The 20,948-nt window shown below is 46.4% G+C and carries 17 protein-coding genes; 6 read left to right on the forward strand and 11 right to left on the reverse strand.

The features are described from left to right. Positions 1–754 precede the first annotated feature (754 nt). Complete coding sequence (locus QUB68_RS25830; RefSeq protein ID WP_332997771.1) at positions 755–1,339, forward strand: D-glycero-alpha-D-manno-heptose-1,7-bisphosphate 7-phosphatase; 585 nt, start codon at positions 755–757, stop codon at positions 1,337–1,339. 302 nt (positions 1,340–1,641) lie between these two features. Here QUB68_RS25830 and QUB68_RS25835 read toward each other — a convergent pair whose 3' ends face one another. The 5 genes from QUB68_RS25835 to QUB68_RS25855 all read right to left on the reverse strand — a co-directional run bounded on the left by QUB68_RS25835 (position 1,642) and on the right by QUB68_RS25855 (position 9,014). Further along, positions 1,642–2,856 (reverse strand): hybrid sensor histidine kinase/response regulator, encoded by a 1,215-nt coding sequence (locus tag QUB68_RS25835; protein ID WP_332997772.1) that lies wholly within the window; start codon positions 2,854–2,856, stop codon positions 1,642–1,644. Positions 2,857–2,865: 9 nt separating this feature from the next. After that, positions 2,866–5,838 (reverse strand): PAS domain S-box protein, encoded by a 2,973-nt coding sequence (locus tag QUB68_RS25840; RefSeq protein ID WP_332997773.1) that lies wholly within the window; start codon positions 5,836–5,838, stop codon positions 2,866–2,868. 246 nt (positions 5,839–6,084) lie between these two features. After that, positions 6,085–6,486, reverse strand: a complete 402-nt coding sequence (locus QUB68_RS25845; RefSeq protein ID WP_332997774.1) for a hypothetical protein — start codon at positions 6,484–6,486, stop codon at positions 6,085–6,087. A 351-nt stretch (positions 6,487–6,837) separates the two neighbouring features. Continuing rightward, complete coding sequence (gene ftsH2, locus QUB68_RS25850) at positions 6,838–8,727, reverse strand: ATP-dependent zinc metalloprotease FtsH2 (protein ID WP_332997775.1); 1,890 nt, start codon at positions 8,725–8,727, stop codon at positions 6,838–6,840. 92 nt (positions 8,728–8,819) lie between these two features. Continuing rightward, entirely contained in the window at positions 8,820–9,014 is a 195-nt protein-coding gene (locus QUB68_RS25855) for a hypothetical protein (protein ID WP_332997776.1), read from the reverse strand. A 35-nt stretch (positions 9,015–9,049) separates the two neighbouring features. On the opposite strand from QUB68_RS25855, the gene QUB68_RS25860 reads away from it, so the two are divergent. Continuing rightward, on the forward strand, positions 9,050–10,132 hold the full coding sequence (locus QUB68_RS25860; RefSeq protein WP_332997777.1) for a ParM/StbA family protein: 1,083 nt from the start codon (positions 9,050–9,052) through the stop codon (positions 10,130–10,132). Between the two features lie 20 nt (positions 10,133–10,152). After that, the gene (locus QUB68_RS25865) at positions 10,153–10,671 is read left to right on the forward strand and encodes a hypothetical protein (protein ID WP_332997778.1); all 519 of its coding nucleotides are present in this window, start codon (positions 10,153–10,155) and stop codon (positions 10,669–10,671) included. A gap of 324 nt (positions 10,672–10,995) precedes the next feature. Here the strand turns inward: QUB68_RS25865 and QUB68_RS25870 are convergent, their stop codons facing one another. The 6 genes from QUB68_RS25870 to crcB all read right to left on the reverse strand — a co-directional run bounded on the left by QUB68_RS25870 (position 10,996) and on the right by crcB (position 17,212). Next, positions 10,996–11,904 (reverse strand): hypothetical protein, encoded by a 909-nt coding sequence (locus tag QUB68_RS25870; RefSeq protein ID WP_332997779.1) that lies wholly within the window; start codon positions 11,902–11,904, stop codon positions 10,996–10,998. An 804-nt stretch (positions 11,905–12,708) separates the two neighbouring features. After that, positions 12,709–14,445: an ABC transporter permease gene (locus tag QUB68_RS25875; protein WP_332997780.1), complete on the reverse strand. Its 1,737-nt coding sequence runs from the start codon at positions 14,443–14,445 to the stop codon at positions 12,709–12,711. 298 nt (positions 14,446–14,743) lie between these two features. Next, positions 14,744–16,090: an ABC transporter ATP-binding protein gene (locus QUB68_RS25880; RefSeq protein WP_332997781.1), complete on the reverse strand. Its 1,347-nt coding sequence runs from the start codon at positions 16,088–16,090 to the stop codon at positions 14,744–14,746. A 137-nt stretch (positions 16,091–16,227) separates the two neighbouring features. Continuing rightward, positions 16,228–16,410, reverse strand: coding sequence for a hypothetical protein (locus QUB68_RS25885; protein ID WP_332997782.1), 183 nt, complete (start codon positions 16,408–16,410; stop codon positions 16,228–16,230). A gap of 54 nt (positions 16,411–16,464) precedes the next feature. Then, entirely contained in the window at positions 16,465–16,800 is a 336-nt protein-coding gene (locus QUB68_RS25890; protein ID WP_332997783.1) for a hypothetical protein, read from the reverse strand. Positions 16,801–16,813: 13 nt separating this feature from the next. Next, positions 16,814–17,212 (reverse strand): fluoride efflux transporter CrcB, encoded by a 399-nt coding sequence (crcB, locus tag QUB68_RS25895; protein WP_332997784.1) that lies wholly within the window; start codon positions 17,210–17,212, stop codon positions 16,814–16,816. Positions 17,213–17,340: 128 nt separating this feature from the next. Between crcB and QUB68_RS25900 the strand changes: the two genes are divergently transcribed. The 3 genes from QUB68_RS25900 (at position 17,341) to aspS (ending at position 20,874) form a co-directional block, all read left to right on the forward strand. Further along, on the forward strand, positions 17,341–17,970 hold the full coding sequence (locus QUB68_RS25900; RefSeq protein WP_332997785.1) for a macro domain-containing protein: 630 nt from the start codon (positions 17,341–17,343) through the stop codon (positions 17,968–17,970). A gap of 261 nt (positions 17,971–18,231) precedes the next feature. Then, positions 18,232–18,819, forward strand: a complete 588-nt coding sequence (locus tag QUB68_RS25905; RefSeq protein WP_332997786.1) for a hypothetical protein — start codon at positions 18,232–18,234, stop codon at positions 18,817–18,819. A gap of 258 nt (positions 18,820–19,077) precedes the next feature. Further along, positions 19,078–20,874 (forward strand): aspartate--tRNA ligase, encoded by a 1,797-nt coding sequence (aspS, locus tag QUB68_RS25910; protein WP_332997787.1) that lies wholly within the window; start codon positions 19,078–19,080, stop codon positions 20,872–20,874. The last annotated feature ends 74 nt before the right edge of the window (positions 20,875–20,948 follow it).

The raw sequence follows: 20,948 nt of genomic DNA on the forward strand, positions 1-20,948 counted from the left end.
AGTATGTCGTAGGGGCGGGTTTAGCTAAAAATCTATGATATAAACCAGTTTATAAGTGCAAAACCCGCCCTCCCTACAAGGGGCTGGTTTTGTTCCCTACAAGTTTAAAGAAAGGGCGGGTTTTGTACAGAAATCATCTGTTATATAGCCTTTATCAAAAAAGTGAGGTATGCCCATAGCCCTATGCCCATAGCCCTATGCCCATAGCCCTATGCCCATAGCCCTATGCCGTTCGCGTACCTCATCTTTCTGAGAAAGGCTATATGCAAGGTTTTCTGGCTAAACCCGCCCCTACAATCTAATTATATGAAATTTAGATTATGCCCGATTAAGTAGGTAATCGCAACAAAAACATAGTATGTCGTAGGGGCGGGTTTAGCTAAAAATCTATGATATAAACCAGTTTATAAGTGCAAAACCCGCCCTCCCTACTGGTTTTGTTCCCTACAAGTTTAAATAAAGGGCGGGTTTTGTACAGAAATTATCTGTTATCTGCAAGGTTTTCGGGCTAAACCCGCCCCTACAATCTAATTATATGAAGTTTAGATTATGCCCGATTAAGTAGGTAATCGCAACAAAAACATAGTATGTTGTAGGGGCGGGTTTAGCTAAAAATCTATGATATAAACCAGTTTATAAGTGCAAAACCCGCCCTCCCTACTACAAGGGTCTGGTTTTGCCAGCAATCTCAACCAACGGCAGACAATCTCAATACAAAACCCGCCCAACGCAGCAAATTATCAATTATAATTCTATGAAACGAGCAGTATTTCTCGATCGCGATGGCGTCCTCAATATCGAAGCGGGTTACATTCACCAACTAGAAGATTTGCATTTAATCCCCGGCACAGCTCAAGCTGTACGCCATTTAAATGACAGAGAAATATTTTGCTGTTTGGTTTCCAATCAATCCGGCCCGGCCAGGGGTTATTATCCAGTCAGCCACGTAGAAGCTTTGCACAAACGCCTGTGCTTGTTATTAGAAAAAGAAGCCGGAGCGAGGTTAGATGCTATGTATTACTGCCCTTATTTGAGCGAAGCAGAAGGTGGAACCAACCCAGAATTTACCCGATATACGACTTGGCGAAAACCGAATACGGGGATGTTAGTAGCGGCGGCTTGGGAACACGATTTAGATTTGTCCAATAGTTTTATGGTGGGAGATAAAGCGACTGATGTCGATCTGGCTCACAATGCCGGCTGTACAGGTATTTTGGTGCAGACAGGTTACGGCGAAAGCGTGTTGAGCGGCGAGTATCAGCACCATACTAAACCAGATTTTATTGCAGCAGATTTAGCGGCGGCGGTTGAGTGGATTTTGCAACACTTTGATGATTAGAAAAGACGGCAGTTGAAACCGCGTCTACACAAAGATCGGACGTACGGTTGAAACCGCGTCTACACAAAGGAAGTCCGGATGGTGCGCGGACTGAAGAAGGAAGAGCGCGTAATTTTAAGCCAATACGGTTCAGTTACGGTTTCAACCACCGTCTGAGCTCTTATTTTTCAACCCTTGGCAATGCGGGTTTTGTCTGTGTAGGCGCGGTTTCAACCGCCCGGTCTTCTAGATTCACTCATTCTTCAACCCGCTCTTCTAGGGTTTTGTCTGTATAAACCTGGTTTCAACCGTACGTCCGATCTCTAAGTTTTCGAGGAAAGAGCCACGTAAGGAAGTACGACTGTAAAAGTAGTACCAACGCCGATTTTGCTTTCGCAGCCGATCGCGCCTCCTTGCAAATCGACAGCTTTTTTAACAATCGTCAATCCCAAACCGTTACCTTTCATCTTCCCAGTATTCTGGCAGCGGTAGAACATTTCAAATATTTTCCCTATTTCGGTTTCGGGGATGCCCATACCTTCGTCTCGGATGCGGATAATTAGTGAAGGAGAGTTAATATTTTTAAATTGGGAATTAGCAAACAAACACTCATGAGACGAGCCGAAAATATCTTCTTTGTCTCCCTCTCCTGCTTGATGATATTCCAATTCCAAGGTAACTTGACCGCCGTTTGGAGAATATTTGATCGCGTTAACAATTAAGTTAGAAATAATGCAGTGCAGCAATTGTTGATCTAACATCGCGCTGGTAACGCTTGATGGGATTAATACCAGTTTGTGCTTGGCTTCATTTCCTAACTGCAATTGATCCAGCAAATCTTGACAAACTTCGACTAAATTTATCGGTAATGGATGGCATTGGAGTTGCCCTGCTTCTGCTCGGCCCATGAACAGCATATCGTCGATGAGCTGGTTCATCTTTTGGGTAGCTGAGTGCATTAGGCGCAGGGTTCTGAGTTGGGATTCGTCACTGCTGCGAGTGCGATCGATCTTGAGGAGTTCCGCAGAGATTAAAATTGCGTTGAGCGGGTTGCGCAATTCGTGGGCAGCCATTGATATATACTGGTTTTGGCGCTGCGATTTTTCTTCCACCGACTCTCGGGCTGCTTCCGAAGCTTGGAGAGCCGATCGCATCTTGGCTTCGATTTCGTGTCTGTGCAGAGCAATCTCGATCGCCACCCGCAAATCATTTTGTTGAAATGGTTTGATAATATAACCGAATGGGTCTGTCAGTTTCGCTCTTTGCAGCGTTTTATGGTCTGCATAAGCTGTTAAAAATACTGTTGGTACATCAACCCTGGTTCTGATTTTTTCGGCTGCTGTTACGCCGTCCATCTCACCTTTGAGCACGATATCCATCAGCACTAAATCCGGCTTATTTTCGGCGACTTTTTCAATAGCTTCTTCCCCTGAAGCAACTGTAGCTGTTACTGCATAACCCAGCTTTTTCAATCTGCCTGCTATGTCCTCGGCGACAATAACTTCGTCTTCTACAACCAAAATTTTTATAGGGTTCATTTTATTTTCTTAAATGCGACGCCGATAATTTAACTCACGGAAAGTAATATGGTAACAAGTTCCGCACTGACTGTCAATGACAATAGTTCCCTCTAATTGCTGAATTAACATCCGCACCAATCGCAATCCTAATGTTTCCGTAGTCTCTACATCAAAATCCGCCGGAAATCCGCTACCGTTATCTTGAATAGTTAAGTTAAATTGCTGAAGAATTATCTCGTAAAAATTAATATTAATTTCACCTGGTAAACTTTTGGCAAAGGCATACTTCAATGAGTTAGAAACGAGTTCGTTAATAATTAAACCGCAAGGAATTGCTGTTTCTATATTTAAATAAATGGGTTCAACGTTGAGATTGAATTGGATGGAAGTATTGCCGCAACCAAAAGATTGATACAAATTAGCAACCAAGTCTTCGACGTAGGAGGCGATGTCGATCCGATCGAGATGTTCCGATTGATAAAGTTGCTCGTGAATCAAAGCCATTGAATGGATGCGTGTCTGGCTTTCTTCAAATAAAGCTAGCGTTGGTTCGTCTTCAATGTATTGAGCTTGAAGTTGCAGCAGGCTGGAAACTACCTGCATATTATTTTTGACTCGGTGGTGAATTTCTTTGAGCAATACTTCTTTTTCGCGGAGTGCAGCTTGGATGCGAACCTCGGTCAATTTGCGATCGCTAATATCTTCGCAAATACCCGCGAGGCGGTAAACTTTGCCCGATTCGTCGTAAATGGGAAAAGCTCGATCGCACACCCAGCGAATTGTACCATCTGGCCGAAAAATGCGATACTCGGTACTGGTGGACTCGCCCTGCAACACCCGCCCCATTGCCTCTTGCAACAAATGTCGATCTTCTGGATATATAAACTCCATCCATGTTAAGGGGTAAGCATATAATGCTTCGCGACTGCGCTCCCAGATTTGTTCGTAAGCTGGACTTACGTAAAGTACATCGGTCAATTCAGCAGAAATTAGCCAGAATGAATCTTGGATATTTTCTGCTAGCTGGCGGAAGCGTTCTTCACTTTCGCGGATAGCTTTTTCTGCCTGTTTGCTATCGCTGATATCTTCTGCAATGCCAACAACGCGGTAAACTTCACCAGCTTCATTTCTAATCGGAAAAGCCCGATCGCGAATACAGCGAATTTCACCATCCGGCCTGACAATTCGATATTCGATCTCATTTTCAGATACAACTTGTTTAGTGAAAGTAGCAATAACGCGAGATCGATCTTCTGGATGGATGGAATCTGTAAAAAAGCGCCCGGAAGCGTAGAAATCAGCGCAGCTTCTCCCCCAAATCTTCTCGTAACCCGGGCTGAGATAAATCATTTTCTGGGGTTGAACATCTACCATCCAAAACACGCTTTCAATGTTTTCGGCTAGCTGTCGGAACCTTTCTTCACTTTCTTTCAGTGCGGCTTCAGCTTGTTTGCGTTGCGTAGCTGCCGCCACGGCATCGCTGATATCTTCTATGACTGCTACATTGTAGATTGCTCCGCTCAACGGTTCTTCGACGAAAGAAACAGTGATATTTACCCAGATTAAAGAACCGTCTCGACGCACCAAGCGTTTTTCCAGATTGAAACAGTCAAATTCCCTGGCAAACAATCTGTTATTTTTATTCGAGTCTGAATCTACATCTTCACAATAAGTGACATCCATCCAAGTTAGGCACAGCAATTCTGCCGCAGTATATCCCAAAATATTGCAGAACTTTTGGTTGACTCGCAAATAGCGGCCAGTTTTGTCGCAGTGGGTAATGCCGACTGCTGCTTGTTCGACGGTGGCGCGAAAGCGTTCTTCGCTATCTCTGAGAGCCGCTTCTGCTTTTTTGCGGTCAGTAATATCGCGCTGCACGCCAAAATGCCCGACGATTTTGCCGTGGGAATCATAAATACAAATATAGTCGCCTTCCACCCTGATCTGAGTCCCGTCAAACTTGCGATTGTCACATTCGATGTGAATTCTGCCAGCATCAAACAATTGCTTGACGGTCTCTCTCCCACCAGCCAAGTTGTGGCCTAAGAAAGAGTTAAGCGTCAAGCCCATTAACTCTTCCCTAGTAGTTCCGTATTGAGCAACAAAAGCATCATTTGCCTTCGTCACCCGCCCGTTAGCAAATACGTAATCCAAGACTTGTTCTTTGTCAACTGTATCGTCCCATTGCATAGGTTCGTCAAGCATCATAAAGAAAAAACCATTTAAAGATTGAGAGAAAAACAATTCTAGCTGTTGCTGGCTTTCCCGCAAAAATTCTTCGGTGCGCCAGCGATCGATAATTTCTTCCCGCAATTGTTGGTTAGCTATTCTTAAATCTTCAGTGCGCTTGTGATATTTTATATCTAGCTCATTCTTCAGCCGCAGCATCGCGAATTCTGCCTGTCTTTTTTCGGTAATATCTTGAGTAACTACCAGGCCTGCAAAAATTTCTTCCCGGTCGTTTTTGACGGGAGAAATTGTTGTGGAATAAAAACGTTCGCGGTATTTATATTCAAAATTATTTTCTTCTCCTGCTAAAGCTGCGCGATATTTGGTCTCCAAAAGTTGCAAATCTTCTGGCGGCGATACTTCCCACAATGTTTTGCCTTCCAAATGTTCTTTGGACAAACCAACTACTGCCAAACCTTTACCGTCAACCAAAATATAGCGCAAATCGCGATCGAACAAAAACACCGAACCATTCGGATAATTTTTGATGAGAGTTTGGTACATTTCCTGGCTTTTTTCCAGAGATGCGATTAACTGAGTGCGATCGTCCTCGGCGATATCCAATTCAGTTGCGCAACCCGAAGAGCCTGCATTCTCGACTGCTTTGAGTTGTGCTGCTAATTTCTGGCACAATTCTCTCTGCTGCTGCAAATCCTCTTCGAGTTGCCGAATTTTTGCGCTTTGTTCTGCTACCAATGCTTCGCAGGTTTCCAGAGGTCGATTCCCTGTGGGATAGCTATGCCGCGCGTACTCTGTGGGATCAATACACATATAGCAATTCTCACGCTTTGTGAGGTACAGATTGGGAATTGGGAATTGGGAATCTTGCCCGTTCTAGCTATTTTTGGAAGAGGTTTAATAACGAAGTCTCATAGACATTTTATAAAAAACATCTCAATTTAACATTTATAATTCAAGCTCATATAACTCACAAGCTGTACAATACTCGCGATATCTTAAGCTCGCACTCAAAGAAAAAATGCTTTTTGCAAAAATGAGATGCTCCCCATTTTAGGCTTATTCGATCGCCAATTTGCAACTATAGTCAACCAGCCGAGACAAATATGAGTTGCTGCGATCGACTAAAGTCCATCTGGGATCGAAATTCGACCAATTTTCGCCATCTTGGCTAACCCTGACAGTTCTAAACTCTCGCTGCTTGCAGTCAACTTCCATCTGCACCAGCATTTTCTCATTACTAAACTGCTGAGTTCCTAAAATAGTTCTGACGGGATAAGACGGAGCACCGGGAAAATCTGACTTACTTAATTCTACGCTACTGGGAGCGATGCAAATCTCTACAAAACATCTTAAATTCTCGGCGCGGGCACTCAAAGTATTGATGGGAATAAAAATCAAACAAGCTATTAAAACTATTGACAAATTATTAGTTGTATGTATGGCAAATCTAGTTTTCATCTGCGTTAATTTGCGTCGATCTGCGGTAGCTATTTCATATCATGTCCGTTCGATTACCATAACAAAAAAGGTTCGTAGTGCGTCCTGGTGTCCGCGACTTGAGAGCAAAAAAGGTTCGTAGTGCGTCCTGGTGTCCGCGACTTGAGAGCGTCCTGGTGTCCGCACTACAAACGAATCTTATCGCGGTCGATCGACCGGACACGATATCAAAAATTAACTCGGCGGTTTAAACCGCTTCTTGTAAGACAAAACCCGCCTGCGCGGGTTGAATTTCTTCAGTCCGCGGATGCGGACTTTGTTTGTATAGGAGCGAATTCTATTCGCCCTGAATATTCGCTGAATATTCGCTTTTTAAAGCTGAGGAACGTATTGTTCTTTTTCAGGAACAAAAGTGTATTCAGAGACGATTAGCCGCAACTCTTGGCCGTCGATGGTTTCTTTTTCGATCAGCAAATCGACTAAACGATCGATCACAGTGCGGTTTTCGCGAATAATCCGGCGGGCGTCGTCGTAGCAACGATCGACAATTTCCCGAACTTGTCCGTCAATCCGAGAGGCAATTTCTTCGGAATATTCCGATCGCGCCGTGTAGTCCCGGCCGAGGAAAATCTCGCTTTGTTGAGCTTCCAGGGCGATCGGGCCCAAGGTAGACATCCCGTAGCGAGTCACCATTTGGCGGGCCATGCCGCTTACTTGCTGCAAGTCGTTGCCGGCACCGGTGGTAACTTCAGCGTCGCCGAAAACTACTTCTTCGGCTGCGCGGCCACCCAAAGCACCGCTAATCCGGGCTAAGATTTGCGATCTCGAAATCAAACCTTGGTCTTCGCTGGGCATGAACCAAGTCAAGCCGCGGGCTTGTCCGCGAGGAACTAAGGTAACTTTTTGCACGGGATCGTGGGCTTGAATGATGGTACCGACGATCGCGTGGCCGATTTCGTGGTAAGCAATCAAGCGCTTGCTCTTGCTGTCCACCAGCGGTGTGCCTTCCATACCTGCGACGACGCGATCGACTGCATCGTCAACTTCGAGCATCGTAATCGCTTCTTTCCGGCGTCTCGCTGTTAAAATAGCAGCTTCGTTGAGCAAGTTAGCCAAATCAGCACCTGTAAAACCAGGAGTACGGCGGGCGATGGCGTCCAAAGAAATTTCCTCAGACAGCTTCTTGTTGCGCGCGTGAACTTCCAAAATTTCCAGACGGCCTTTGATATCCGGTATATCAACGCTAACTTGGCGGTCAAAACGGCCCGGACGCAGCAGCGCTGAGTCGAGCACGTCGGGGCGGTTGGTGGCAGCAATGATGATGATCCCAGTATTGCCCTCAAAACCGTCCATTTCTGTCAGCAACTGGTTCAGGGTTTGTTCCCGTTCGTCGTTACCGCCGCCGATACCGGCGCCGCGCTGGCGACCCACTGCATCGATTTCATCGATAAAAATGATACAAGGAGCATTTTCTTTAGCTTTCTTGAACAAGTCGCGGACGCGGGATGCGCCGACACCGACGAACATTTCCACAAATTCCGAACCGGAGATGCTGAAGAAAGGTACGCCGGCTTCGCCTGCGATCGCTTTTGCCAGCATGGTTTTACCTGTTCCGGGAGGGCCAACTAGCAGCACGCCTTTAGGAATCTTCGCGCCGACTGCGGTGAAGCGTTCCGGTTTTTTGAGGAAAGTCACGACTTCGGCGAGTTCTTCTTTGGCTTCTTCCACGCCTGCTACGTCGTCGAACAGTACGCCTGTTTTAGCTTCCATTTGAAAGCGAGCTTTGGATTTGCCAAAATTCATGGCTTGGCCTGGGCCCCCTGGCACGTTGCCGCCACCTCGGCGGAAGAGGAAAAACAGCCCTCCTACTAACAACAGGGGAAATACTAGATTGCCTAAAACTCCCCAGATAGCGCCATCGTTGCGCAGGGGGTGAGTGTCGAAGCTGATTTTGGAGTCTCTGAGTCGAGAAATCAGTTCCGGGGCATTTGACGGCAAGTCTACGCGCCACCGCTGCACGTGATTGTCGAGTTCCGGATCGACTGCTTCGACGATCGCTGTCCGACCTCCGTCGTAAAGGTCAACGCTGGTGACTCGATCGGCGTTTAGGTAATCTAAGAATCTACCGTAGCTCAGACGGGTGCTGGCGGTGTTCTTGGTCATTTCTGCTGGGGATGGGGCAAAGGCCCCCTGCCACAAGAAAAAGCCGATGACTAAGGCGGGTAAAGTCCAAAGTAGTATAGTTTGCCAAGAAATTTTCATAAATGCGGGTGCCTTGAATTGGGGACAGATCGGGTAAGCTGGCGGTGTGGGATTAGTGTGACAAAAATTTACACTCAGAATCTTAACTAAATTTAACTTAACAATGCACGATCGGGCAAGATGATGGCGATCGCACTGGATCGAGAAAAAGTCAGGTTAGTTACGGTAAGGGCGATCGTCCCGAATATAATGTTTGGTGCTGATTTCAATACCGATCTAGGTAGAGTTAGAAGAATCGCCACAAAACCTACTGTCTTTAAGCGCGGCAGTGTCCAGGGATAAGGCATGATAATGGTGAGGCTCAGTGAGGTAACACATTTCAATGACAACTAGACAGCTTGTTCCTAATTCGGCTATGCTGACGCAGCAGACTAAGATCGCTTCTCACAAATCGATTATTAGTGCTGATTTGGGTCGTACAGCAACTAAAGCTTGCGTGAGTCGCAACCCAAATGGTGTTGTTTTCATCCCTGCCAACGTGGCTGCTATGCCCGTGGAAAAGGTGCGGGGCGGCAGCTTTGAGTCAAAAGCAACAGACCCTCTGTTGGATATGTGGCTGGAGCACCAGGGCAAGGGGTACGCAATCGGCCAACTGGCTGCGGACTTTGGCGCTAATCTCGGCGGCGCCGACCAGTCGAAAGTAGTGGATGCTTTGGTTAAGGTTTTTTCCTGTGCTGGATATTTCCAGATGAAGGGCGAAATGGCAGTAGTGCTGGGTTTGCCTTTTTATTCGCAGGATCAGTTTGAGAAAGAAAAGGAAGAGATTATCAGCCAACTGCGCTCTCCCCACGTTGTGGTATACCGCGGCGAGCGTTTGGAAATTGACATCCGCCACGTTTGGGTAATGCCGGAAGGATTCGGCAGCCTGATTTGGTGCGAGGCTCAAGACAACAAGGAGTTTTCGCCGGAGTTGCCGGAACTGTCGGTGGCTGTTGTCGATATCGGACACCAAACTACTGATTTGTTAATGGTCGATCGTTTCCGGTTCGCCCGGGCAGCTTCTAAAAGCGATTCCTTCGCCATGAACAAGTTCTACGAACAAGTTGCCTCAAAGATTCCGGGGGCAGACCCTCAATCCCTGTCTTTACTGGAAGCGGTAAACAAACCGGAAGGCCAGCGTTTCTACCGTCCGAGAGGAGCGACTAAGCCGACTAATTTAGATCCAATTATTAAGGATTTGCGGGAGGCTTTCGCTAACGAACTGTCCGAACGTTTGGTGCAGTGGCTGCCGGAACGGGTGACGGATGTGGTTCTGACTGGCGGCGGCGGCGAGTTTTTCTGGGAGGTGCTCCAACCTTTGCTCAAAGACGCCAATCTTAAGGCTCATTTGGCTCAGCCTTCTCGGAAAGCTAATGCTTTGGGACAGTTTATTTATGCTGAGGCTCAGCTAGCCACAATTAAGTAACGCATTAAGGCTTGAACCCTATGGCACTGTGGGCAAAAAATAAGGCGAATTTCTCGGTGGCATTTACGGAAGATGCTGCGGATCAAACTTTGTTGGCCGCTATTGAAAAAGAGTTGGCTTTTACGAAGTATCAGACTTTCAGCAATCTCTGCAAGCAAGCTTTGTGGCAGTTTTTGTCTGTGTCTGAGTCTGGTAGCTCTACAGATAGCTCTCAGCGGTTGGAACAGCGTATTGCTGAACTTGCGGTCAAATTTTCAGAGTTCGAGCGCAATGTTTCTGCTGAGGAATTAAGCCGTTTGGAAGGACTGGAACATCACCTGAGTCAATTGGGCGCGCAGTTGGATCAGTTGCAGGGGAGTGTTAACAGTAAGTTTGCTCAAGTTTCTTTTGCCCAAGTTTCAAAAGTAGTAGAGCCTGACTCGATTGAGTCTGAGTCTGTAGCGGATGATCGTGTAGTTTCTGATGCTGAGGTTGCTCCCCGTCGGGAGTCCGATCCTTTGTTGGAGCGTTTAAGTTCTTTGTTACCGCAAGATTTCTAGAATGAGGTAGAGCAAGGCTAAAAAGCCTTGAGATGTGATGTTAGTAGCTCGCTGTTGGCAGCGGGTACTGAATAAATAAATAAAGCGATCGCTCTTTGGAAAAAAAAAGGGCGATCGCTTTGTTATGCAAGAAGGAAGAAGGAAGAAGGAAGAAGGAAGAGGGAAGAAGGAAGAGGGAAGAAGGAAGAGGGGAAAATGCCCTGTTTGGCCAATGCCCAATGACCTGTTTGCCCAATGCCCAATGCCCTGTTTGGCCAATGACCTGTTTGCCCAATGCCCTGTTTGGCCAATGCCCTGTTTGGCCAATGCCCAATTCCCTCGATATTATTCGAGCAATCGTAATTTTTGCAAGCGGGAACGAATGGCACCAGGCTGTCGCTGAAATCTCTGAGCTAATTCGCCAATTTGTTGACCGCTAGCATATTCTTTCTGCAAATTCTCGTCTTCATCGTGACTCCACTTGACATAAGCTCTGGGATATTTCTGGCGAATTTTCTCATTCTGGGCTTTAGGTCGATCGGCGACATTCAAAACAGAACCTGGTTGGTGAATTTCCCCACTGTGACTAGCTACAGCCTCCTGCAAACGGTGGGGAATCACAGCCATTTCTTGAGCCAGCTCAGCCAAAGCATTGTCTACTTTTTGCTGGAGTTCTGTGAGCTGACGCTGCTGCAAACTGCCCCACTGCGGCAGTTCGTTGATAAACTGCTGCAAGTCCAGAATGATTGTTGTCAAAGTTTCGACTTGTTGCAACTCCGGCCGCTGTTTGAACTGGCGGCTGGTGAGTTCGATCTCGCTTTGAATCATTTTAATAGTTTTTTCTAAAATTATTAGTCGCTGGCGCAGGTTCTCAACTGCTGAAATTAGAGAATGTGCATTTTCTCCCTGGCTAACATTGAGATTTTCGCGAGATGTTTGCGCGAGAGCTTCGTCTAGAGCATTTACAGCAAGTTGCAATTGCTCGATCGCGCGATCGCTAGTAGCTGCTTGTTGATTTATGCGATCGAACACTGCCGCTGTACCTGTTTTAAGTTGGCCGCGCAACTTCTGGCGGTTGACAAAATTCAACACCAGCGAAATCACTACAGGCACTTCGACATAAACGCTCTGCTGCAAAACCAAACTAGCAGCCAATCCCACAGCAGATGCAGCAAGAGAAGCCAATTCAGCAGTTTCTAACAAATTGCTCGATTTAGGACTTTGGATTTTGGTTGATGAATTGGATGATGACATAGGTGAAGACGATTTTAGATTTTAGATTTTAGATTTTAGATTGAAGAATTAGGAATGACTGATTCCACAAGGGTTGGGAGCACGGGTAAGCGAGTTGCATTCTTTTTTTAAACTGGTATGAGTATGCTGGTAAAAATAAAGTGCGATCGCTTTCGCTCCATAATTCATGATTAATAATAAAAAATCATTTTTTCATTGACAGTCATCTAAGTTAAATATATTATATTTACAAAATTAGTCGAGTTCAAGTGAAATAAATCAAGACCCCGAGGACATCAACTACCGCGATCGCCACTGCGTAATTCCCTTGCAGAGTGTAAGGCCAGCCCATCGCTACAGTCCCCAATATAGCTCCTAGCAGCGCTCCCGCCATCCCCTAGCGCACAATTACTTGCCAACGAGCCCATTGCTGTAATTTCCTCGTTCAAACCGCGAATTACCACAGTTGAGGGCGATCGCTCCGACATGGCTGAGAGTGCCCGTGAACGAAGAAAACTCGCGATCGCGACCCACTTGAAAAGAAGGCTACGGTCGTCGCAGCCGACTTTTCCCCATGTCTAAAGCTTTCGGGCTCGCTTTCCAGTCAGCGGGTTTGGAGTTTACCTACAGTTGCATTTTTTGGCAAAACTGGTATAAACCTGTGCTGCGCGCCTTCCTGAATCGAATTTAGAGCCTGTTGACACCACTGGTTGCAGTTAGAGGATTTACACCGGCCGGGTTAGCAACCCAATTGCTTCGCCACGCCAACCAAAATGTATTCTCAAAGGCTGGTTTCTTGCTCTTGTGTTTGTGATGCTTATCTGCTTAAACCAACAACTGATATTTTTCTTGTGCCAAACGGTAAAGCGGGCGCCACACCAAACGGTTAGTCAATACAACCAACAGCGACATCACAGAAGTAGCCGCTAACAGTAAAGGAAAATTTCCCGATGCTGTTGCTTCAGAAATCGTCTCGCCCAAACCGCTGGTTCTAATTATTTCACCTTTAAACTGCACGTATTCGCTGACAATACTCGCATTCCAAGCTCCGCCAACCGCCGTAATAATTCCTGTGATTAAATAAGGAAAAATTCCGGGCAGGATTAAAGTTTTCCAGCGCTGAATCAGGGAAAGTTTATAAACTTGCGCGGCTTCAAACAACTCGGAAGGTATGGCTTGAGCGCCGGCAATCACATTAAACAGCAAATACCACATTGTACCCAACATCATCAGCGCCACGGAGCCAATTTGCAAGCCGCCTCCACCGCGAACTAAAGCTAGCAGCAATACGGGAAATAAAGCCGTTGCTGGTACAGAAGCGGCTATTTGCACTAAGGGCTGCAAAATCTGAGCTAAACGCGGATTTCGACCGATCGCCACTCCGAGCGGTACTGTCCACAACAGCGATAAAAATAGCGCGCAAATGACTCGCAAAGCTGTATAAAAAGCACCTCCCATGACTTTTTGCCACTCAGACAAACTCAGCAACCGCAGCAGCAGCACCGCTTCCCAAGTTCCCCAAAGCACAATGACGGCAAACCCGCTGACAAACACCCAATTTATCCAATTTCCGATACGGCTTTGTTGGCGAGGATTTGTTGGTAAATTAGCAGGTGCAAAACCTCTTGCCACATAGCGATCGAAACTGTCGCCGACGGGCGAAATGCGCGATTTCAACACCCGCAGCGTCGCCGATCGCCTTAAAAAATCTAACACCTTTGACTGGGGTACATTGGTAGCTTCCACGGCTTGATATTTAAACTTTTCCACCCAAGCAATCAAAGGCTGCCAGATGAAAAAATCTATGGCGATAATCACACCGATTAATACTGCTAAGCCCCAGCCGATTGCCCCAAAATTGCCTTGATTGGCTGCCTTGCCCAAATAGGAACCAAGTCCGGGCAAATTAAAGTTTTTCTCACCCAAGGTAAAGGATTCGATCGCAATCAAAAAGAACCAGCCGCCCGCCACTGACATGACGCTGTTCCACACCAGCCCGATCGCACCAGCGGGCAATTCTAATGTCCAGAACTGTTGCCAAGCATTGAGCCGATAAACTTGAGCAGCTTCCTGAAGTTCTCGCGGAATGCCGGAAAGCGACTGATAGAAACTAAAGGTCATATTCCAAGTCATCCCAGTAAATATTAAGATGATCGATGCGAGTTCTACACCGATTCTTTGACCTGGGAATAAAGTAACTAGAGCTAAAACAACTCCGGGCAAAAATGATAAAACCGGAATCGATTGCAAAATGTCTAGTAAGGGAATTAAAATTTTCGCTGCTAGGGGAAAGCGGTAAGCAGAATAAGCATAAACTAGGGTAAACAGCAAGGATAAAAAATAGGCTGCTGTCATGCGTAAAAGAGTCTGGGCTGTATACGCTGGCAAGACATTTAGCGTGGTCTCAATTTTAAAGTTTGGGTTGTAGTCACTGTTGAATTGAGACGCTGTTTGGACAATTACTAAAATTAGAGAGAAGATGGCTAGAATTAGCAAGCCGTCTTGCCAAGTCCAAGCTGATCTTTCTAACGCTTTATTGGCTGGTGTTAGAGGTCTTGTCATAATGCAGAAGGTTCGGCAGCGGATTTTTTAACGGATTTAACGGATGAAAGGAAGTTCGGCAGCGGATTTTTTAACGGATTTAACGGATGAAAGGAAGTTCGGCAGCGGATTTTTTAACGGATTTAACGGATGAAAGGAAGTTCGGCAGCGGATTTTTTAACGGATTTAACGGAGGTTGAAGTCAGAAGTTGTTATTAGTGATTCCGTAAAATTACCAATGACTACTGTCAACTATCAACTATCAACTGTCAACTGTCAACTGTCAACCATCAACTGTCAACTGTCAACTGTCAACTGACTACTCATTTTTAGTTTCTTCGGATTCTAGGAAGATTTCGCCTCCGGGTTCGTCGTAGCTGTACAACTCTGCATAGCGACCCCAATCAATAGCAGTTTGCAATTGCCGCATTGCTTCTTGGGGGCTAAAGTGGGCTTCGAGAATATCCAAAATCAACTCTTCAGAAATCCGGTGATTTCGCTTGGCCTGAAGCATTCGAGAAATTTGCTGGACGAGGCGAATATTGCTGAGAATTTGGGTGCGAACAATTTGTTTGCGCTGGTCAATTCCGCCGGCAATGAACTGGATGCCCACTGGTGTTAACAGGAGGTCGCCTTCTTGGATTACTAGAAAATCCATTAATTTGGCTGCTTCGACGATCGGCAAAATGTCGTCAACCTCTAACATTAATTCTTGACCTAAACGGTAAAGGTCTTTTTCTTGACGGTCTTCTAATAGTTCTAAAAGACCTGCGATTGCACCAGTTCGTACCTGCGGTAGAGATTGGTATTTAGGGCTTTGAGTCGGTTGAGGTTGAGATACAGTAGTGGCACTTTCAGCGGGTGCTGTCACTGTTTCGCAGCTCAATTCGGGATTGGTGAGAATTTTGTAAACTTGGTCTACGAGAGCTTGGAATTCGGCTGTTTTGCGATCGCGATAATGCGGCAAAGTCACCGTTAATTCGGCGCGAATTCGCCCCGGATTGCGACCCAAGACGACAATTCGATCGGCTAAAATTACCGCTTCCTCAATCCCGTGAGTTACGATTAACACAGCTTTAGTCGGAATCTTTTTTTCTAGCCACAAATCTAACAACTCAAACCGCAAGTTTTCTGCCGTCAGCACGTCTAAAGCTGAAAACGGTTCATCCATGCAAAGCAGTTCGGGTTCTACCGCCAAAGCTCTAGCAAATCCCACCCGCTGCCGCATTCCGCCGGAAAGTTCTTTCGGATAAGCATTTTCAAATCCGTCCAAACCGATAATGTCAATCATTCGCAAGGCTTTTTGGCGGCGCGGTTCGGGCATTTCTCCTTTAGCTTTTAAGCCTAGTTCTACATTTTCTAGTACCGTCAGCCAGGGATAAAGGGCAAAGTTTTGAAATACAATTGCTATCCCAGGATTTAAGCCGACCAAAGGACGATTGTGGTAGAGAACTTGACCGTCGGTGGGCGGGATCAGTCCGGCAATTATCCGCATTAATGTTGATTTGCCAGAACCGGAAGGGCCGAGCAAAGCTACTATTTCCCCCGATCGCAGTTCTAAATTAATTGGCTCTAAAATAGATATTTGTTGACCGTTGGGCTGCTGGTAAGCCTTGCTGACGCCTTCTAAGGTAATGAGGCACTCTGTTGCTGTTTTAACTATCACAACTAAACCTCCTCGCTTGTTGTTTAACTTTAGTTATTAGTCAGTAGTCAGTTGTCATTAGTCAACGGTCATCATTTATCAGTCAAAAAAATGTATAACTGATAACTGACAGCTAATAACTGACAAGTTACTGCCGACTATTTGGTCGATCGTCCGTAATGGGCGATCGCGACATTTACCAGGAATAAGACTGGAAGAGCAGCGAGTTGGAGCGCAACTGAAAATACAACCAGCCCAGAAACCAGAGCGATCGTACAAAATTCCCATCGCCAAACTGCCCAGAAACCATAATAAGCCATAGCCTGTATTAAATATCCCATAGGCGGAACCTCTTTTGTCCGCAGGCACGAGTCCGGCTACAGCGGCTTTCAAAATCAAAACTCGTCAAATCCTCTCTCCCTCTCCCGGAATCCCCTTGTTGCTTGTTGTGGAATCCCCTTTCTCCCCCTCGAACATCGCGGACAATCTTTCGCTGGCGCTGTAGCGCGATCTGCGGGGGACATCAGTACGTCGCGGGCGCGAGTGCATCTGTTGTGTTTGTCGGTGCGATCGGCGATCGTCAATGGGGCGGCTGCTTGTCTGTTTCCGGTTAGTGGCTTGATTGATGAATAAATAAATGAGTAGGAAAATAGATTTAGAATCGCTGATGCGATCGGGGCGGGGATTTTCCTGGCAGTTAAATTGTTCTTTTGAGCTGGTATTGTTGGCACAAACTGATTCGATCTATTTGCCAATTCGTGCTAAAATGCTGCCTAACTGAACGGCGATTACTCCAAGTATGGCGCTACCAGCCCAGTAAAAAGTTGCCAAGCTATAAGATCGATCGCGCAACAAGACATTTGTCTCTAAACCGTAAGTCGAAAAAGTAGTATAAGCCCCCAAAAAGCCCGTTGCAACCATTAACCGCACTTCCGTCGGAACAGCCGGCATCCGTTCAAAAGCGAGGGTGATAAAAAATCCCATAGCCAAACAACCGGTGATGTTAATAAAAAAAGTTCCGTAGGGAAAAGCCGTGCCGAAACGGTTGGCAAACCACAAAGTGATATAATACCGGCTCAATGCGCCGGCAACGGCACCGAAACTAATGGCGATCGGATGGCGGAGATTGGGATCTTGCAGCATACAGCTATTGCAGATTTGCGAGTTGAAATTGAGATCGAGTCGAGATTTAGCGGACTCATGTAAAGTATTGTATGATTTAATTGGCGATCGCTCTGGCGGTTGCCAATTAAAAATTATAGAGAGTATCTATGCAAATTGTGCTGGCGGCCGTAAACGATGACTTGATTAGAGCCTGGGAAAGCACTTGCGGTAATATGCAAAATGTCAAGATACACCGCGGCTCAATATTTGATGTGAAATGCGATGCGATTGTGAGTCCGACAAATAGTTTTGGCTTCATGGATGGTGGCTTAGATTTAGAGATTTCGGAATATTTTGGAGGTCATGTTCAAGAACGCTTGCAAAAATTAATTCAGACTCGTCATCACGGCGAACTCTTAGTAGGCATGGCAGAAGTTGTAGACACAGATCATGCTGAAATTCCCTATTTAATCGCTGCCCCAACAATGCGAGTTCCCACAGTTTTAACTGAGACAGTCAATGTTTATCTAGCAACCCGCGCTATTTTAACTCTGGTGAAATTTGGCACAGTTCCAGACGGAACGCCTGTCAAACATATCATTGAAACTATCGCTATTCCCGGCCTGGGTACAGGAATAGGGAAAGTGCCACCGCAGATCTGTGCAAATCAGATGAAAGTCGCACTAGAAAATATCCTCTTATCTCAATATAAGTTTCCTGAATCTTGGCAGGAGGCTCAAAGATGTCACGATTTGTTGTCTGCGAGCGATGCCGGAGATTTCCAGTTTGAAAATTGAAATAATTAAATCTCTAATTTTGTGATTTTTGAGAAACCAAGCTTGGTGTCGCGTGTTTTTAGGTGGAGCGACTTTTCAGCAATTAAAGTGCGCTAAACCGTACCTGCAAGTTGGCGGTATCCGACACACGAATTCAACTTTGGTAGATAAAATGTAAGATAACAGGACAAAGTTTTTAAGGCCAGTCTTAAATGCCAGAATGAATTCTGGCGCTACACATACAAAGTCCGCCTCCGCGGAGTAAGAAAGGAGATAATTGATATGACAGATCCAAATGTGACCGAGGTAACAATTGTAGAGGTAACTCCCGAAACGACGGCGATCGTTAAAAAAGAGATGCCCGATGCGACGGATGAGACGATCGCAGAAACTGCCGCCTTGTTTGAAGCAATTAAAAAACGCGCCGCCGCCGAAGTCCAAGCAGCGGGCGATCTTACCCGCGAAGCTTATTTGAAAGCTGTGACTAAAGCGTCGGGGGCGATCGAACAAAATAAGTCGATCGCCAAAGAGAGAATGACAGAAGCAGTCAGCCTACTCAAAAAAGAATCTGAGAAAAATTGGCTGGTGGTTGATGCGATTAAAACACGGGCGCAGGCGCAGGTGCAGGAGGCTGGCGAAGTCAGTCGCGAAACTTATTTGAAAGCGGTGCGACAAGCGCGAGAAGCGGTGGAACAAAATAAATTGATCGAACGCGATCGCATCGATCAAGCTGTTGATCACATTCACAAGGAAACTGAAAAAAATTGGCACGTTGTGGTTGGGGAAATTGAGTCGATAGGCACTCGCTTGAAAGAGACGGCGAAGTCTGCATGGAACGCGCTAACGGCGTTTGTTGACAAGAAGCATTAAACTCATATTTTGCACAATTTTCAAGAACAGGCAAGATGCCTGTTCCACAAAGAATTAATTCTCTGGTGGGGTGGGCATCCTGCCTGCCCATCAAAGGCTGATTGAGTCATACATTACACGATTTTCAGCAACAGGCAAGATGCCTGTTCCACAAAGATTAAATTTTCTTGTGGAACAGGCATCTTGCCTGTTCATAACAGGTTTTGACACTAAGCGCTATAATCAGAAAGCTTTATTTTTAGTCCATAACCCCGAACCATGAGAAGTTACTACTGCGGCGAACTGCGAAGCAAACACATCGGAGAGACTGTCACCCTGTACGGTTGGGTGGATCGCCGCCGCGATCATGGCGGGGTGATTTTTCTCGATGTGCGCGATCGATCGGGTATTGTGCAAATTGTCAGCGATCCTGAACGCACCCCCGACTCCTATCACGGGGCTGAGGCTTTGCGCGGCGAATACGTGGTGAAAATTACGGGTAGAGTCACCAGCCGCCCCGAAGATTCCCTCAACCCCAAATTGCCCACGGGTGAGGTGGAAATTTACGCTGACGAAATCGAGTTGTTAAACGCGGTACGCAAACAGTTACCGTTTCAGGTTTCGACGGCGGATAATGAAAGCGTGCGGGAAGATTTACGCCTGAAATATCGGTATTTGGACTTGCGGCGCGATCGTATGAGTCGCAATTTGCAGCTTCGCCACCAAGTTGTCAAAGCTATGCGCCGCCACCTGGAAGACGTTGGGGGTTTTATTGAAGTTGAAACACCGATTTTAACTCGATCGACTCCTGAAGGTGCGAGAGATTATTTAGTACCCAGCCGCGTCAATTTAGGCGACTGGTACGCTTTGCCGCAGTCGCCGCAATTGTTCAAACAATTGTTAATGGTTTCGGGTGTGGACAGATATTATCAAATTGCCCGCTGTTTCCGCGATGAAGATTTGCGCGCCGACAGACAGCCGGAATTTACGCAATTAGACATGGAAATGAGTTTCATGTCTTTAGAAGAAATCCTCGAATTAAATGAAGGTTTAGTCTCCCAGATTTTCCAAAGTGTGAAAGGCGTAGAATTGTCTCGTCCTTTCCCGCGCTTGACTTACGCTGAAGCAATGAATCGCTACGGTAGCGACAAACCAGACACTCGTTTCGGTTTGGAATTAGTCGATGTTTCCGATTTGATGAAAGATTCGGGATTTAAAGTATTTTCCGGGGCGATTGCTGCGGGCGGAATTGTGAAAATTTTGCCGATTCCGGGCGGGAATGAGGCTTTTTCTAATGAACGGATTAAGAAAGGCGATTTGTTTAAGGAAGCCAGCGAAGCTGGTGCGAAGGGATTGGCTTTCATTCGCGTGCGGGAGAATGGCGAAATTGATACGATCGGCGCAATTAAGGATAATTTGACGGAAGGGCAAAAACAGGAATTGCTCGATCGCACGGGCGCACAACCTGGTCATTTGTTGTTGTTTGCAGCAGCCGACGCGACAACTGTTAATAAGACTTTAGATAGATTGCGTTTGTTCGTCGGTAAGGAGTTGGGATTGATTGACAAAGAGAAGATGAATCTGTTGTGGGTGACAGATTTCCCGATGTTTGAATGGAACGCTGATGAGAAGCGTTTAGAAGCCATCCACCACCCGTTTACTGCGCCGCATCCTGACGATATTCACGATTTGAAGACCGCGAGGGCTCAAGCTTATGACTTGGTGTTAAATGGCACGGAAGTGGGCGGTGGTTCTCTGCGGATTTATCAGCGGGAAGTTCAGGAACAGGTGTTTGAGGCGATCGGCTTATCGACTGAGGAAGCTTACAATAAGTTCGGCTTTTTGCTGGATGCGTTTGAGTACGGAACTCCCCCCCACGGAGGCATTGCTTACGGTTTGGATCGGTTGGTGATGCTGTTGGCTGGCGAGGAATCCATCCGCGATGTGATTGCTTTTCCGAAGACTCAGCAGGCTGGTTGTTTGTTGACGAATGCGCCTGCTGGGGTGGATGAGAAGCAGTTGAAGGAGTTGCAAGTGCGATCGACTTATACACCCAAGTCAGAGTCAAAATCGTAAGAAGACCGGCGGTTAGAAACCGCGTCGATACAAACAAAACCCGCCTCCGCGGGTTGAAGAGTGGGCGGTTAACA

The sequence above is a fragment of the Microcoleus sp. A006_D1 genome (assembly GCF_036702805.1).
GTDB lineage: Bacteria > Cyanobacteriota > Cyanobacteriia > Cyanobacteriales > Microcoleaceae > Microcoleus.

Excerpts from the sequence above, each read along its gene's own strand:
- crcB (WP_332997784.1), bottom strand. The coding sequence starts at position 17,212 with ATGCTGCAAGATCCCAATCTCCGCCATCCGATCGCCATTAGTTTCGGT.
- QUB68_RS25855 (WP_332997776.1), bottom strand. The coding sequence starts at position 9,014 with ATGCCTTATCCCTGGACACTGCCGCGCTTAAAGACAGTAGGTTTTGTG.
- aspS (WP_332997787.1), top strand. The coding sequence starts at position 19,078 with ATGAGAAGTTACTACTGCGGCGAACTGCGAAGCAAACACATCGGAGAG.
- ftsH2 (WP_332997775.1), bottom strand. The coding sequence starts at position 8,727 with ATGAAAATTTCTTGGCAAACTATACTACTTTGGACTTTACCCGCCTTA.
- QUB68_RS25835 (WP_332997772.1), bottom strand. The coding sequence starts at position 2,856 with ATGAACCCTATAAAAATTTTGGTTGTAGAAGACGAAGTTATTGTCGCC.
- QUB68_RS25885 (WP_332997782.1), bottom strand. The coding sequence starts at position 16,410 with ATGGGATATTTAATACAGGCTATGGCTTATTATGGTTTCTGGGCAGTT.
- QUB68_RS25875 (WP_332997780.1), bottom strand. The coding sequence starts at position 14,445 with ATGACAAGACCTCTAACACCAGCCAATAAAGCGTTAGAAAGATCAGCT.
- QUB68_RS25860 (WP_332997777.1), top strand. The coding sequence starts at position 9,050 with ATGACAACTAGACAGCTTGTTCCTAATTCGGCTATGCTGACGCAGCAG.
- QUB68_RS25900 (WP_332997785.1), top strand. The coding sequence starts at position 17,341 with ATGCAAATTGTGCTGGCGGCCGTAAACGATGACTTGATTAGAGCCTGG.
- QUB68_RS25905 (WP_332997786.1), top strand. The coding sequence starts at position 18,232 with ATGACAGATCCAAATGTGACCGAGGTAACAATTGTAGAGGTAACTCCC.
- QUB68_RS25865 (WP_332997778.1), top strand. The coding sequence starts at position 10,153 with ATGGCACTGTGGGCAAAAAATAAGGCGAATTTCTCGGTGGCATTTACG.
- QUB68_RS25840 (WP_332997773.1), bottom strand. The coding sequence starts at position 5,838 with ATGTGTATTGATCCCACAGAGTACGCGCGGCATAGCTATCCCACAGGG.
- QUB68_RS25830 (WP_332997771.1), top strand. The coding sequence starts at position 755 with ATGAAACGAGCAGTATTTCTCGATCGCGATGGCGTCCTCAATATCGAA.
- QUB68_RS25870 (WP_332997779.1), bottom strand. The coding sequence starts at position 11,904 with ATGTCATCATCCAATTCATCAACCAAAATCCAAAGTCCTAAATCGAGC.
- QUB68_RS25845 (WP_332997774.1), bottom strand. The coding sequence starts at position 6,486 with ATGAAAACTAGATTTGCCATACATACAACTAATAATTTGTCAATAGTT.